At 50.3% G+C, this 14,715-nt stretch carries 13 protein-coding genes, 1 tRNA gene, 1 rRNA gene and 2 pseudogenes; 5 read left to right on the top strand and 12 right to left on the bottom strand.

All coding sequences use genetic code 11. The features are described from left to right. The 3 genes from ETC00_RS18285 to ETC00_RS18275 all read right to left on the bottom strand — a co-directional run. Window positions 1-203, bottom strand: a 16S ribosomal RNA gene (locus ETC00_RS18285); the annotation flags it as partial. Window positions 204-467: 264 nt separating this feature from the next. Beyond that, window positions 468-554, bottom strand: a tRNA-Leu gene (locus tag ETC00_RS18280). 143 nt (window positions 555-697) lie between these two features. Further along, a complete protein-coding gene (locus ETC00_RS18275; protein WP_171567554.1) occupies window positions 698-1,633 on the bottom strand; it encodes a cation diffusion facilitator family transporter in 936 nt (311 codons plus the stop codon). A gap of 356 nt (window positions 1,634-1,989) precedes the next feature. On the opposite strand from ETC00_RS18275, the gene ETC00_RS18270 reads away from it, so the two are divergent. The 3 genes from ETC00_RS18270 to ETC00_RS18260 all read left to right on the top strand — a co-directional run bounded on the left by ETC00_RS18270 (window position 1,990) and on the right by ETC00_RS18260 (window position 4,901). Further along, complete coding sequence (locus ETC00_RS18270) at window positions 1,990-2,859, top strand: LysR family transcriptional regulator (protein WP_171567553.1); 870 nt, start codon at window positions 1,990-1,992, stop codon at window positions 2,857-2,859. Between the two features lie 159 nt (window positions 2,860-3,018). Continuing rightward, the gene (locus ETC00_RS18265; RefSeq protein ID WP_171567552.1) at window positions 3,019-3,696 is read left to right on the top strand and encodes a type 1 glutamine amidotransferase domain-containing protein; all 678 of its coding nucleotides are present in this window, start codon (window positions 3,019-3,021) and stop codon (window positions 3,694-3,696) included. 11 nt (window positions 3,697-3,707) lie between these two features. Then, on the top strand, window positions 3,708-4,901 hold the full coding sequence (locus tag ETC00_RS18260) for an MFS transporter (RefSeq protein WP_171567555.1): 1,194 nt from the start codon (window positions 3,708-3,710) through the stop codon (window positions 4,899-4,901). A 225-nt stretch (window positions 4,902-5,126) separates the two neighbouring features. Here ETC00_RS18260 and ETC00_RS18255 read toward each other — a convergent pair whose 3' ends face one another. Then, a complete protein-coding gene (locus ETC00_RS18255) occupies window positions 5,127-5,705 on the bottom strand; it encodes a dihydrofolate reductase family protein (protein ID WP_171567551.1) in 579 nt (192 codons plus the stop codon). 279 nt (window positions 5,706-5,984) lie between these two features. Here ETC00_RS18255 and ETC00_RS18250 point away from each other — a divergent pair, with 279 nt between their 5' ends. After that, window positions 5,985-6,584: a hypothetical protein gene (locus ETC00_RS18250; RefSeq protein ID WP_230077645.1), complete on the top strand. Its 600-nt coding sequence runs from the start codon at window positions 5,985-5,987 to the stop codon at window positions 6,582-6,584. Window positions 6,585-6,802: 218 nt separating this feature from the next. On the opposite strand, the pseudogene ETC00_RS18245 reads toward ETC00_RS18250, so the two are convergent. From ETC00_RS18245 to ETC00_RS18215, 7 genes and pseudogenes are all read right to left on the bottom strand, one after another. Further along, window positions 6,803-6,895, bottom strand: a pseudogene (locus tag ETC00_RS18245) (NAD(P)/FAD-dependent oxidoreductase); the annotation flags it as partial. Then, complete coding sequence (locus ETC00_RS18240; protein ID WP_171567549.1) at window positions 6,892-7,716, bottom strand: ABC transporter ATP-binding protein; 825 nt, start codon at window positions 7,714-7,716, stop codon at window positions 6,892-6,894. The pseudogene ETC00_RS18245 and the gene ETC00_RS18240, both read right to left, overlap by 4 nt. 3 nt (window positions 7,717-7,719) lie before the next feature. After that, the gene (locus ETC00_RS18235) at window positions 7,720-8,751 is read right to left on the bottom strand and encodes a FecCD family ABC transporter permease (RefSeq protein WP_171567548.1); all 1,032 of its coding nucleotides are present in this window, start codon (window positions 8,749-8,751) and stop codon (window positions 7,720-7,722) included. Beyond that, window positions 8,748-9,761, bottom strand: coding sequence for a FecCD family ABC transporter permease (locus ETC00_RS18230; RefSeq protein WP_171567547.1), 1,014 nt, complete (start codon window positions 9,759-9,761; stop codon window positions 8,748-8,750). The genes ETC00_RS18235 and ETC00_RS18230 overlap by 4 nt, the downstream gene beginning before the upstream one ends. A 16-nt stretch (window positions 9,762-9,777) precedes the next feature. Beyond that, entirely contained in the window at window positions 9,778-10,848 is a 1,071-nt protein-coding gene (locus ETC00_RS18225; protein ID WP_171567546.1) for an iron-siderophore ABC transporter substrate-binding protein, read from the bottom strand. 360 nt (window positions 10,849-11,208) lie between these two features. Next, on the bottom strand, window positions 11,209-12,375 hold the full coding sequence (locus ETC00_RS18220; protein WP_171567545.1) for a phosphopantothenoylcysteine decarboxylase domain-containing protein: 1,167 nt from the start codon (window positions 12,373-12,375) through the stop codon (window positions 11,209-11,211). Window positions 12,376-12,833: 458 nt separating this feature from the next. Beyond that, window positions 12,834-13,208, bottom strand: a complete 375-nt coding sequence (locus ETC00_RS18215; RefSeq protein ID WP_029098112.1) for a winged helix-turn-helix transcriptional regulator — start codon at window positions 13,206-13,208, stop codon at window positions 12,834-12,836. A gap of 113 nt (window positions 13,209-13,321) precedes the next feature. Here ETC00_RS18215 and ETC00_RS18210 point away from each other — a divergent pair, with 113 nt between their 5' ends. Beyond that, window positions 13,322-14,356, top strand: coding sequence for a zinc-binding alcohol dehydrogenase family protein (locus tag ETC00_RS18210; RefSeq protein WP_171567544.1), 1,035 nt, complete (start codon window positions 13,322-13,324; stop codon window positions 14,354-14,356). A gap of 28 nt (window positions 14,357-14,384) precedes the next feature. Here ETC00_RS18210 and ETC00_RS20760 read toward each other — a convergent pair. Further along, a pseudogene (locus ETC00_RS20760) lies at window positions 14,385-14,594 on the bottom strand (transposase); the annotation flags it as partial. Window positions 14,595-14,715: the final 121 nt, after the last annotated feature.

The following is a 14,715-nucleotide window of genomic DNA, read 5'->3' as shown; positions in this document are numbered from 1 at the left end:
CTCTCTCATGCGAGAGAGTGCCCTATCCGGTATTAGCGTAAGTTTCCCTACGTTATCCCGGTCTTGCGGGCAGGTTGCCTACGTGTTACTCACCCGTCCGCCGCTAACCTGTCTGGAGCAAGCTCCATTCAGGTCCGCTCGACTTGCATGTATTAGGCACGCCGCCAGCGTTCGTCCTGAGCCAGGATCAAACTCTCCAATAAAGTTGAGTTGAATCGTTAGCTTTCTTTAAAGAGAAAGGAATTGCTAGGCTCGTTCAACGCGTTCGCTGTTCAGTTTTCAAGGAACATGTTACGCCTTTCGCTTCGCCAAGGTCAGAAGCGAAGGATTTAAGTGTAACACATCTTTTACAGCAAATCAACAGTAAGTTTTGCATAACCTCTTAATTTGCTGCCCATCTCGTAAAGGAGACAGGATTCCATTATACCAGGCCCCCAGAAAAAATCAACTTGTAATTTCCGGGAATTTGGTGCGGTCGAGAGGACTTGAACCTCCACGGTGTTGCCACCACTAGAACCTGAATCTAGCGCGTCTGCCAATTCCGCCACGACCGCATGTTGTAGTCACATCATCATTTTGTATCACAGGACTAAAATATAGCATGTTTAATTTTAAAATGCAAGAGTAAATTTAAAAAATACTCTCCACCATTCGTTTTGGAAATAGTGGAGAGTCTGCGGACGCTCGGAAAGTCTCCTCACGCCCGCTGAAGCATGAACTGCTTGCCGTATTCGCCATGATCGTGCATGGCTGGATGTTCAATTTGAATCGTCGTGTGTGTGATGCCGTATTTCGTCTTCAGGATGTGATTAATGGCCAGAATCACACAGAACGGTTGTATGTTTTCGCGAACAAACACGTGCGCAGTCAGCGAATAATGATCGGTGGAAATCGACCACAGATGCAGTTCATGGACGTCCTCCGCCCCTTCCACCTCGCTGATGTCGCGGCGAATGGCGTCCAGATCAAACTTCTCGGGGACCGATTCCATCAGAATCAGATGGGATTCGCGAATGATTTTGGCCCCGCCGGTAAAAATGATCCCCCCGATTACCATGCTGATCAACGGGTCAAAGAAGGAATAGCCTGTCACGTGAATCAGAACGGCAGAAATGATGACCCCAACAGAGCTGAGCAAATCTCCGAAAAAGTGCCAGAGCGCGCTCTTCACATTGAGATTTTCTTCTTCCCTGGTACTCCGGCTTAATACGACGGTCAGCACGATGTTCACGACCAAACCGATGGACGCGATCAAAAGCATCAACTGGAGGTCAACCCCCTGCGGATAAATCATCCGCTTGATGCTCTCGACGATGATCCCGACGGCAATTACGGCCAACGCCAACCCATTCAGAAACGACGCGATGATCTCAAAACGAAGGAAGCCAAACGTGTACTTCTGATTCGGTTTCCGGGCAGCCATGTATATGGCAGCCATGCTCAACCCCAGCGCGATCACATCGGAGATCATGTGGGCCGAATCGGACAGAAGGGCGAGCGAATTGGACATCAGGCCTCCGACAATCTCGACAATCGTAAAAAACATGGTCAGCATCAGGGTGAGCCACAGCGTTTTCTTTGATGTCTGCTGCTCTTTGACGTGGTTCAGGTGATGGTAATCTTCATAATTCATAAGAGCCAGCCTCCACGCAATCGAATTTTTATAAATACTATAAGATAATAACTATTTTAATTATAACCGTTTATTCCCCGCTCCTCAAATGAACGTTTTATGGATCATACAAGTAATATTCATTCGCAACGAGTGTGGGAAGCCCAAAACAAAAAGGGCCTTCCGCCGCTGCTTTTCATGCAGGTAAAGCCCCCTTTCCGTATATCTGGATGATTTGAGCAATGCGTCATCCAAGGTTTCCAGACGAGTTTCCATATGGCAGCATAACGCCTAACGAATTATACCAATGAAAAATCCCCCAGGCCTCCTGTCGTCTGTGCTATATTTTTCAAAAAACCCAAATCGGAGGCATTCACATGATCGATTTCGAGTGGTATCGGAGCTTTGTCTTCATCTATCGGCACAATTCGGTGTCCGAAGCTGCCAAATCCCGTTTCATGACTCAGCCGGCGATGAGCCAGCATCTGGCCTCCTTGGAGGCTGAGATCGGCGAGCCGCTGTTTGTCCGGACGGCCCGGAAAATGATCCCGACGGAGCGAGGGAAGTTGCTGTATACCGAGGTAGCTCCGCTCGTCGAAGCGCTGGAGCAGTTGAGCGCAGATCTGAAAACGTCTTCCCAACCGAGCCTGAAATGGATCAAAATCGGCTCGGCGCCGGAGTTCTACCAGGAAAAAATCCTCCCCTTGCTGCCGAAATTCGGTACCTGCTCGATTTCCTATTTCGGAACCGCGGAGGAACTGCTCGGCATCCTGGAAGAGGACAAGGCGGATATCATCATTACCTCAAAGAAATTCCTGAAACCGGGAGTCGAGTACGAGAAGCTGTGGGAAGAGGAGTTGGCCATAATCGCACCGGCTCACTGGGAGGTTCCCGATGCCGTGAGCTTGAAAGCCAAAGAACGCTGGCTCACCGAACAGACGTGGATTGCGTACGGACCGGAACTGCCCATAATCCGGAGGTTGTGGCGGGAACGTTTCAAGAAGCGTCCTATGCTGTCCACCCCTTACATCATTCCGAATCTGCATATGATTCTCCGTCTGGTCACGTCAGGCGCGGGCCTGAGCGTGGTTCCCACCTATCTGCTGAATACGGCGAAAGAAGGTGAGGTTCAAGTCGTTTACGCGGACTTGTCGGTACGAAACGAGCTGTTCTTCGCGTACAAAAGCAAACACAAGTACATACCGGAAATTCAACAAATCAAGAAGGTCATTCGCGAGCACATCTGAGGACCAGAGGCCAGTTTTCATCGGCGTCTGGTCTTTTTTTGCCCGCTGAATCCATAAATTTTCTTATGAATACACGCAAATTTCATAATTTGTTTTATAAAAAGTTCAGGCGTAGAATTGGGGGGCAATCAAAAATAACCCTTCAGGAGGTTTGAAACGATGTCAAAAAACGTGCTCATGGTGGTCACGAGCCACTCCCATATTGACGATGGTAAAACGACAGGAATCTGGCTGTCGGAATTTGCGGAAGCATATACGCTGTTCAACGAGCAAGGTTGGGACGTGGTCGTAGCCAGCCCGCTCGGCGGAAAAGCACCAGTGGACCCCGCCAGTCTAGGTGAGGAAATGGACCCGTCGTTTGCAGAAGCAGCGAAGAGACTGGAAAACACCATGAAGCTGAACGATCTGTCTCATGAACGTTTTGACGCGATTTTCTTGCCAGGCGGGCACGGCGCGATGTACGACCTCCCGACCGACCAAAAGCTCCAATCACTGCTGCGCGATTTCTACGAGTCCGGCAAAGTGGTCGCCGCTGTCTGTCACGGCCCGGCCGCCCTGGTCGGTACGGTCTTGTCGGACGGAAGTCCACTGGTCGCCGGAAAACGCGTGAACGCATTCACTGACCGGGAAGAGGAGGAGACAGGTCTGGCATCCCATCTCCCGTTCCTGCTGGAACGTCGGCTTCGCGAGCTGGGGGCGATCTTCGTTGCCGCTCCGAACTGGACTGCCCACTATGAAGCTGACGGCAATCTGATTACCGGCCAAAATCCGCAATCGACAATCGCAGTCACGAATGCCGTGATTGACCATCTTCGAAGAGGAGGGACCTCATCTTGAATTCCGATAGCATGCCATACACAGGTACGACCACTGCGCGCCGCAATTCCACGATTGCCATTTACGCGCTGACGCTCGGTGCTTTCGCCATCGGAATGACCGAATTCATTATCATGGGCCTGCTGCCGGAAGTGGCGGAAAGCCTGAGTGTCTCGATTCCGGAGGCGGGGCTTCTCATCACGGGGTATGCGCTCGGGGTAGCGCTCGGCGCACCGTTCATCACGGTCGCTACGCATAAGATGCCGCGCAAGGCGCTCCTTCTGCTCTTGATGGGAATTTTCATCGTGGGCAATGCCCTCGCGGCTCTCGCCCCTTCCTATGGCGTGCTCATGTTCGCCCGCATCGTCGCAGCGCTGACACACGGCTCCTTCTTCGGCGTTGGCTCCGTAGTCGCCGCGGAGCTTGTGCCGAAAGAGAAGCGGGCCGGAGCCATCGCCCTGATGTTTACCGGCCTTACGCTCGCGAACATCCTCGGCGTGCCGATTGGTACGTTTATCGGCCAGGAATTCGGCTGGCGATCGACATTCTGGGCGATTACGGCTATCGGGAGCCTGGCGCTGATCGGCGTGATCGTACTCGTCCCGCGGATTCAAGCCTCTCCCTCCCGATTGAGTCGGGAATTTGGGGTGCTGCTGCGTCCCGAGGTACTAGTCGCGCTTCTCATGACAACCTTCGGCTTCGCCGGCGTATTCACAGCGTTTACCTATATCAAGCCGATTCTGGTGGATATCAGCGGTTTCCCTGTTGACTCAATCTCGTACATTCTGGTTCTGTTCGGGATCGGCATTACCATTGGCAACATCTACGGCGGCAAATTGGCCGACCGCAGTCTGCTGACTTCGCTGATCGGTATTCTCGTGTTATTGGCTGTGGTGCTGGCCCTGCTGGGTGTCGTGGCTCAATGGAAACTCGCAACCCTGATCTTCGTCTTCCTTCTCGGCGTGGCCGCTTTCGGCACGGTGCCGGGTTTGCAGCTGCACATGTTGAACACTGCAAAGGAAGCGCCAACCCTGGCTTCAACGCTGAACATAGCGGCGTTTAACCTGGGGAACGCCCTCGGCGCTTATCTGGGCGGAATCGTCATCGACTACGGCATCGGCGGCGGGCTGAAAGCCGTCCCGTTGGCAGCCTCTCTGGTTACCATCGTGGGCATTCTTTTCACCTTGTGGGGATATCGACAAAGCCGCCGGGAACGCCATGCATGAATGCAGTGTCGTGTACAGTTCTTAGTGCTGGCTGCAACGGTACGTGGCAGGGCCGTCCTTTAGGGGATGGCCCTGCTCCAAACCGATCTGAACAAAAACCTAGCGAAACGTGTTCATCATCCTTGGGATATTCTTCATAGAAAGGAGTAAGGCCGTATCCAGGAACATGGCGTCAGGCCGTTTTGGTTCGGCGCTTGCTCCAGGGAGTCAAATTGGAGGTACAGGTCACGAGGAAGAAGATGGTTCCTTCATCGAATGATAGATGAGCTGTACAACGCCAGAGGAGAATGTTCTCGTTTGAACCAACTTTACATTCACCCTCTGCTTGATATCAATAAACAATGGTTTGCCCTCACCTAAAATAACCGGATGGACCGATAGTCTAAATTCGTCAACAAGCCCCAAGTTAATGAAAGTGGTAATAAGATCTGCTCCTCCATACAGCCAAATGTCTTTGCCAGGCAGATTCTTTATGTTGTTTACTTCCTCAAGGATATTGCTGTTTATATATTTGACTTTATCATCTGTTCCTTTTTGCGTTCGGGAAAACACATATTTCTCTTTGCTATGAATAAGTTCCCACATTTCTTTGTCGGTATCAGACAGATCCATTTCATGCATGCCTTGAGCAAATTGCCCCCAGATCTCATAGCTCTTTCTCCCGTAAAAAATCGTATCGATCTGATGCAAGAAATCCGTAAACCCCATCTCAGGGTCCATGATGCACCAATCCACTTCTCCATTTTTCCCTTCGATAAAACCGTCTAGCGTAACAGCCAAATCCAGTATGATCCTTCGTTTCATGATTCTTCACTCCATTCGTTGAACTGTTTGTCCATTATACCTTTATGAGTCCACTTTGTATCTGGCACTGAAAAGATTCTTGCTCATCACTTGCTCATCATTAGCCGCGATGATCAGCAAAATGTTTTTTCTCCGTCAAGTCATTAAGCAAATCGTCGTCAACCAAAATACAATTGTATTTGTGCGGCTCATAACTGAATACGGTTCTTTCGTCAACGTCATCAAGACGACATGATATAATGAGAGGAATTGTTGCAACGCTGTAGAGGTGGAAAAATGATGACAGTGAAAAAAATGATGCCCGACTATATGAAATGTGTACTCATCGGTGCGCTCTTGGGTACAATCTCCAAGTATTTAGACACGGTTGCAGTCGATGGGAGTTGGCTAGCGGATGTCTTCCACTATTGTTCGCACATTCTTTCCCGATTAGGAATCTGGGTATTGATCGCTGCAATGATAGCCGCGTACAGTAAAACAATCATCAGGGCCGCGATCAATACCTTTGTATTCTTTGCAGGGGTGCTGATCAGTTATTACCTGTATTCAGCATACTTGTTCGGTTTTTTTCCGACCAAATATTTTATGCTGTGGGGCAGTATTGCACTATTATCTCCCTTTCTGGGCAGCATTGTTTGGTTAGCCAAAAATCATTCACGTCTCGCTTATATCTTGCCGGCCTTGCCCATGGGACTGATGTTAAGTCTTTCTTTGGCAATTGGCGCATTTTATCTGGACATCAATTATATTGACGAACTCATTATGTATGCTGTTTTGTGCGTGATTTTTTACAAGGAACCGAAACAAATGGCGGTATCCATCGTGTTTTCATTTGTTCTTGCATTGCTTATCGAAATAATCAGCCCATATCACTTTTAATCTCCGAGAGAGATCTAGCCGGAGAGAGTCCGGTCGATCTTGACTGGGGATGGAGATATCGGCTGGCGTAGCACCTGCTTTCTAAGCAATCTGCAAAATAAATGTGAGCCTCCTCCCGTCTTTGCGGCGGGTGGAGGCTCTTTGCGTCTGTCCGGCATCATTACCTTTTCGGCACAGAAACCGATGAAGCCTGACAAGTGTACATGCTATGTGAACATTTTCATTTCCCGCAGGCCCGCATAAAAGGCGGAATAGAGGCCTGCCGGTCCGGCGCCGATAATCGTCACGTCGTACAAATCTTGTGTGCTCATCTGCTCGCCTCCAGCACAAAAGTTTCGCCGGCATGATGGCGCCCTATCGGCACGACCGAAGGAGCACCGGATACAGGGTCCCGAAAAATCATACAATCCAGCCCGAAAACGTCTTTGATCAATTGACTGGTAATCACTTCGGACGGTTTGCCTTCGGCGACCAGTTTGCCTTGACGCAGCGCAAACACATAATCCGCATACCGCGCCGACAAGTTGATATCATGCAAGACCATGACGATGGTCGTGCCGTATTTGCGGTTTAAATCCGTCAACAGATCCAGAATTTCGATCTGGTACGTGATATCCAAATAGGTGGTCGGTTCGTCCAGAAATAACATATCCGTCTGCTGCGCCAATGCCATCGCAATCCAAACCCGTTGACGCTGACCGCCCGACAGCTCATCCACATGGCGGTTGGCCAATGCCGTGATGTCCATAATCTCCATGGCTTCCGCAACCGCTTCGTAGTCTTTCTTGCTCCATGTTCCAAACAGCGATTGATGGGGAAAACGGCCCCGCCCGACCAAATCGGCCACGGTAATCCCCTCCGGAACGATGGGCGATTGCGGCAGCAAGCCCAACACCCGAGCCAGCTGCTTCGACGGGATCGAATGAATCGGTCGGCCGTCCAACAATATCTCGCCTGACAGCGGTTTGATGATCCGGGCCAGCGTCTTTAACAGCGTCGATTTTCCGCATCCGTTTGCTCCGATAATGACGCTGATTTGATTGCTGGGGATTTGCAGGCTGATGCCGTCTAAAATCTTTTTGTCGCCATAACCGGCAACAAGCTGCTTGGCCTGAAAGGTATGGCTTTTCATCGTTTAAAACGCCCCCTTTCGATTCATTCGCACTAACAGGTACAACAAATAAGGCGCTCCGATGATTCCCGTAATGATGCCCACGGGGAATTTGACTTCAAAGGCGAATTGCCCCACCAAATCCGCGGCCAACACCAACACAGCCCCAACCAGGCCGGCGGGTATGCTGTTGGCGGTGCCTGTACCGACCAAACGAACGGCAATCGGACCGGCGAGAAACGCCACCGAAGCAATCGGTCCGGTAATCGCCGTGGCAATCGCTGACAGCACCACGGCACTAACGATGAGGAGCACACGTGTCCGGTCCGTTTTGACCCCCAATGCCGTCGCCATTTGTTCGCCCAGTTCCAGCACCATTAACGATCGGCCAAGCACGCAAATCAGCGGCACCAGCACCAGGAAGGAAATCATCAGCACAGGCAATTCTTCCATCTTCACCCCGTTTAAACTTCCCGTAAGCCAGCGCACCGCAGAAGAAAGATTGTGTTCCTTGGCGATCAACATTAAATAGGTAATAATGGAGTTGCACATCGCCTGCATCCCGATGCCGACCAAAATCAGCCGACCGATGGAAAACGTTTTTCCCCTGGCCAATCCGTAAATGATGAGGACCGTCAGTAATCCGGCGATGATCGATGCGACGGAAGTCACGGTTTCGCTGCTCTGCAAAACGACGATGCAAAAAACAGCCGCCGCGCTCGAACCGGCAGTAATCCCGATCACATTCGGGTTGGCCAGCGGATTTCGCAGCATCGTTTGAAATACATAGCCGGCGATGCCAAAGGCAAAGCCCGCAAACAAACCGGCCAGCATGCGCGGCAAGCGAATCGTTTTGATTGCGAATGTCGCACCTTTTACCTCTTCTCCCAACAGTACAGCCGCCACATCACGCACAGGATAGATCGTATTGCCCAGCAAGAGCATGGCACAGCATAAAGCCACCGTAAGCACGGCCAATGCCGTCGTCACAGCTATCCATCTGCCTCTGCGGCGAATCCTGCCTTGTTTAATAAAATCAATCGTCGTCTGATTCATAGTGAACGCACTTTCGCTTTCATCGTTAGAATGATCAGCAGGGGAGCGCCGAGAAAGGCAGTCAGCACCCCTACCTCCAATTCACCCGGTCTGCCGATTAATCTGCCAAGTACATCGGAAACGGTTAAGATGACAGCCCCTGAAAGGGCGGACATCGGGATTAAGTAGCGCAAATCCGGCCCCAACAGCATCCGAATCACATGGGTGGCCAGAAGTCCGACGAACCCGATGGGACCGGCAACCGCAGTGGTGGCGCCGCATAAGATGACGCCCGCAAACGCCGCAACAAGCCTGAGCAGACTCGTTTTTACTCCAAGGCCGGTTGCCATTTCCTCCCCAAGCGCCAAAGCATTTAACGCCGGGGCGGTGATGACGGCTATAAGAACACCCGTCAGAAGAAAGGGCAACAGCAGGACGAGCGAATCCCACGTGCCGGCGCCGACACTGCCCACCTGCCAAAATCGAAACTGATCCATCACATAGGAACGCGGAATCATCACAGCGGTGACCAGGGAGGAGAAGGCAGCACTCGTGGCCGCCCCCGCCAGTACAAGTTTAAGAGGCGTAGCACCGCCACGCCCCAGAGAACCGATGCCAAAAACGAATATCGCTGTAAGCACAGCGCCCGCTAAAGCAAACCAAATATACTGACTGGCCGTATTGATCTGAAAAAATGCCATGCCGCATACGACAAACAATGCCGCCCCGTTGTTAACGCCGAGAATACTCGGATCCGCGATGGGGTTGCGCGTGACGGATTGCATGAGCACCCCCGCTATGCCAAGTGCCGCACCGCAGCACAAGGCGAAAATGGTGCGGACGACACGCTTTTGCACGACGCTCGTTTCATAGATTTCCCCTTGATGCTTCATCAACCCGTCGATCACTTCCTGCAATGTCAAGGAACGTGCTCCAAACATAAAGGAAGCGATAATCCCCAGCACGAACAACACAAGAAAGATGACGAGCACAGGGATGAACGATTTCGGATAAAAACGGTTGCGTTCCATCTATGCGGACTCCATTTTATTGTTTAATTTTCGCTATAGCTTTGACGATCAGCGACAGATATTCATCCAATGTGTATTCGATCGAAAGCGGATTGGGATTGCCTGCTGCCGCCAGCGGCGTGCCGTCCGGTATCAACACCATGGACCCCCGCTTAATGGCCGGAATCTTGCCGAATACAGGGTCCGCCTGCAGCGCCTTTAACAGCGCTTCATCGCCATAAGCCACCAAAATGTCGGCATCACGTAACGCATCGGCGTTTTCCGCGCTTAAACTCAACGCAAAGCCGCTGTCCGGTTTCACGTATTTGTTGATGTTTTCCGGGAAGACCATGCCCAATTCTTGCAAAAACTCCCCGCGCGGATCACCGGGCAAATAAATATAGAAGCTGGACAAATCAGACGGCGAGAAATATGTAAATGCCGCTTTCACGCCTTTTAATTCCGGATGCTGCGCAACCTTGTCAGCGATGAGCTTTTCGACATCTTTAATCAGCTGCTCGCCCTTGGCCGGAATGCCCATTCCGGCGGCATTCATGCGAATTTGCTCACGCCACGTAATCACCCACGGCGTTTTGGGATAGGCAACGACCGGAGCAATTTGGGAGAGCGTATCGTATTCCTCCTGGGTGATGCCGGAGTATGCCGCAAGAATCACGTCCGGATTGGCATCGGAGATCGCCTCGAAGTCCAGCCCGTCCGTATCCTTGAAAACATTCGGATTTGTTACGCCAAGCTCCTGCAGTTTTTTCTTCGTCCACGGCAGCAATCCGCTGTCGTCCTGGACGCCGTAGTTGGCCGCGGAGAAACCGACCGGCACGACTCCCAGCGCAAGCGCAACGTCATGGTTTGACCATGCAATCGTCACGACCCGCTCCGGTTTTTTCTCAATTACCGTTTTTCCGAAGGCATGTTCAATGGTAATTGGAAATTGTGCCGTTTCCGCATCCTTGTTGGTCGTTTCCGTTTGTGCTGCAGGCGCCTTGCTTTCGTTTGGAGTTGCCGAGTTGCCGCCTGAGCATCCCGCTAAAACACCGGCCATAAGAAAAGCCAGTACGAAACTTCTGAATGCAAACCGCTTCGCTGCCATGTTCGTGATTCCCACCCTATCTTGTAGATTACATCCATTATCAATGTAAGGTCCGGTATTACCCATAGGAAAAGAAAAACAGAAGTTAAGTCCGCAACCTAGGTTGATAATGATTATCAGTCACAGTAATTATCATATGAATTGATAGGCTTGTCAAATGTTTTCTTGTTACTATTTCATAACAATTCCTTCCCGTAAAGAAAAAGAAGCCCAGCATGGATCAAGGCAGCTCTCTGCTGCCACGCTCGGCTTCCTGGACAATTTCCTGACAGCATTCCTGTAGTGGTAATGCTCCGCCACCTACTACCGTGCTGTAAACGTTTGACCTGGGCTTCCTGCGGACTTCATTGGCAATAGCAACTAAACGTTGGCTGATTCTCTCAGGCACTTTTGTATTTCGTCAACGATCTGCCATGCCACCAAATATTTGTTTTCCAGGCGCGTCGTATGCCTGGTACCTTCCGGGCCAACGATCATCACCTGATTGGTATCCACCTCAAATCCCGCATCTGAACGAGAGACGTCATTCAGACAAAGAAGATCAAACCCCCTGTCAAGCAGCTTCCTTTTGGCTCCTTCCAGGTTTGGATCAGTCTCGGCGGCAAAACCAACCTTAAATACCCCCTTGGGCACTTCCTTCATAAAATTAGGAATGGGGACAAGCTCCAGATGAAGTGGTTGAGACGTCTTTTTTATTTTCGTGGCGCTTCGTTCTTTGCATCGATAATCTGAGACAGCAGCAGCCATTACTAAAACCTCGGCACTATCACTCTGGCGAAGCACTTCTCGTCTGAGTGACTCTACATCATCGACATGGATAACTTCCGTTCCAATCGGCGAACCTAGTGTTCGATTTGTGCATATGAAAACTACGTCCGCCCCCCGATCTCTAAAAACTTCCGCCAAAGACTTCCCCATTTTGCCTGAAGATCTATTCGTAATGTGTCGTACCGGGTCGATGGGCTCAATCGTTCCTCCCCCGGTAACAATGACTTTGATACCGGTAAAATCCCCATTTCGTTTGCCCAGTAAGGTCCGCATGGCTTCCATCACGATTTCTTCATATGATAGGGATCTCTCTTTTCGGGCCGCTCCTTTCAAAAGCCAGATTTCCTCATGATGAGTAACCATATCCAACTTCCAGATACTCTGCATCGCTCCGTCTTGAATCCAGATCACAGGATTTTGCTTTCTCTTACATAAACGCTCACGTGCGCGAATGCTCTCTTTGTCCCATCCATCCTTTTCAAACAACGCACCTGTGACCACGACGATGTCAACATCCGCAACGACATTGTTTTCAGGAGTGAGGACCCCATGGCATTTCGCCACTTCTGTGAATACGCTCTCGTTAAAATATCTAGCAGCCGTTTCGGTCATCGAGACATAGACGTTCGTGCCGATGGATGAAAGTTGATCCGCTAGTTTGAGCGCGTTGACACCGTCTTTTCCTGGTCCTACGACTATTCCTGCTGACTTCATTCCTGTCTGCTTTTCCATAAAAAAACGCCAACTAGGGTTTTGCATTGTTCTTCCCTCCTGGAGGAATATCAGCATGAATCACAGCAGCAATTATCGCATTTCCTTGAAAAACCGGAATAAATATTCAAAAAACTACTCTGTCTAATACGCTTTAACATCACATAATGATCGGACTGTAAGAATTTATTGTTTTCGACGTGAAACTACCTCCCCCGCTCGAAAGTTGAGTTTTAGTGAATTCTTATCACTAAACCCACACCATTTATCGGGAACTTTTCCATAAAAATTCCACCAGATTTTATTACATACCCAAAAAAATTACAAGCATCCTCGTCAATGTAGCGAAAATAAAGTCCCGATGACATTCAATGTCATCGAGACTTTCTCAACATCACGGTTCCTGTCAGGTGATAAAAAAGTCTGGAACCATTTTTTGCTAGAACACCAAAAAGGACCCGATTTCTCAGGTCCCTTGCAACTGCTTCTATATTTTATAGAACAGATCAACCTTGTCCTTTCATCTTGTTTAGGAACGGAGCCGTCTTCTTGTAGGTTTCACCCCATTCCTTCATTTGCTGAATGATCGGAATCAGGGTTCTGCCAAATTCCGTTAAGGAGTACTCCACCTTCGGAGGTACCTGGTGGTATACCTCGCGATGAACGACGCCATCCTCCTCCAGTTCGCGAAGCTGCAGCGTCAGCATCCGTTGGGTAATCCCTGGGCAAATTCGGCGAAATTCGTTAAATCGAATCGGCCCGTTCATCAAATGATATAACAGGACCCCTTTCCATTTCCCGCCGATTACGTCCAGCGTGAACTCCACCGGACAGGCTTCATCGTTTGGACAAAAGCCATAACCGCTTTTGCGATTCCGCATTGCCGCATCCCTCCGCAATAGTATACAAATGTGTACTACATCACATTAATGTGCGTACTTCACATTTTAGCGTATTACATTTACATTAACAATAAAAAAGGAGGTAGCAAACCATGTCTAAAAATACAATGAAAGCCGTTGGTTTCTATAACTATTTACCCATCGATCACCCGGAGAGTTTGATGGATGTCGAAATTGACAGACCTGTGCCAACCGGTAGAGATCTGCTGGTCAAGGTTCACGCCATCTCCGTCAATCCGGTCGACACGAAAGTGCGAAAGCCCAAAAGCCAAGTGGAGTCTTCTCCCCGAGTGATCGGTTGGGACGTTGCAGGGATCGTTGAAGAGGTAGGTCCGGACGTGACCTTGTTTAAGCCTGGGGACGCCGTGTATTATGCTGGCAGCATCACCCGTCCCGGAGGTAACAGCGAATTTCACCTGGTTGACGAACGGATCGTTGGCCGTAAACCCACTTCGCTGGATTTCGCCGAGGCAGCCGCTCTGCCTTTGACCGGAATTACCGCCTGGGAAGCGTTGTATGATCGCTTGGGTATCTCCAAAGACGCCGACCGGAATGCCGGAAAAACGATTCTAATCATCGGCGCCGCCGGAGGCGTGGGCTCTATCGCCACACAACTCGCCAAGCATGCCGGTCTTTCGGTCATCGGCACAGCTTCCCGGCCTGAATCGGTCAAATGGGTGAAAGAGCTGGGTGCGGATGCGGTCATCAATCACTTTGAACCATTTGTCCCTCAACTCCAAGCGCTGGGGTATAGCCATGTCGACTATATCTTTTGCTTGAATACCACAGAAAAACACTGGAAGAACATGATCGACGCCATCGCACCTCAAGGCAAAATCTGCTCGATCGTCGAAACGGATGAGCCGGTCAACATCTCCCTGTTGCAGCAGAAAAGCGTCACCTTCGTGTATGAGCTGATGTTCACTCGCCCGATGTTCCAAACGGAGGATATGATTGAGCAGCATCACCTGCTGAACGCTTTGGCCGATTTGATCGATCAAGGAGTGATTCGGACGACCGCTACAGAAAAGCTGTCTCCCATCAACGCCGCTAATCTCCGCAAAGCTCATGCGCTCATCGAGTCCGGAAGAATGATCGGCAAAGTGGTGCTGGAGCATTTCAGCTAAAGAAAAAAACCATGCCAGAGGCATGGTTTCAGATTGAAGACAAACTCCCACATGCGCTCCAACGCAGTGGGAGTTTTGTCGTTGAAAAGATGAAAATCAAGCCAACCCACCTGTCGCGATCTGCTGGTCGATCCTTCCTCCACAGCCAGATCGCCAGTTTTTTCAGATTCATCGCAGCAAACGTAAGCATCGCCTGCATGGTGACCTTCCGTATCCCCCGCAAGGTCGTCCATGTCAAGATCAAAAGAAAGTTCCTCAAAAAAATCAAGCGAAAATTCCCCAGTAAGAGAAAGAGAATACTCAAATGCCTCTTAGGTGGTAATATAGACAAGACTACCCACTTGTGTTGTTCCCATCCC

The organism is Brevibacillus sp. MCWH (genome assembly GCF_013096935.1).
GTDB classification, from domain to species: Bacteria; Bacillota; Bacilli; order Brevibacillales; family Brevibacillaceae; genus Brevibacillus; species Brevibacillus aydinogluensis.
This window is presented reverse-complemented; position numbering and strand designations above follow the sequence as displayed.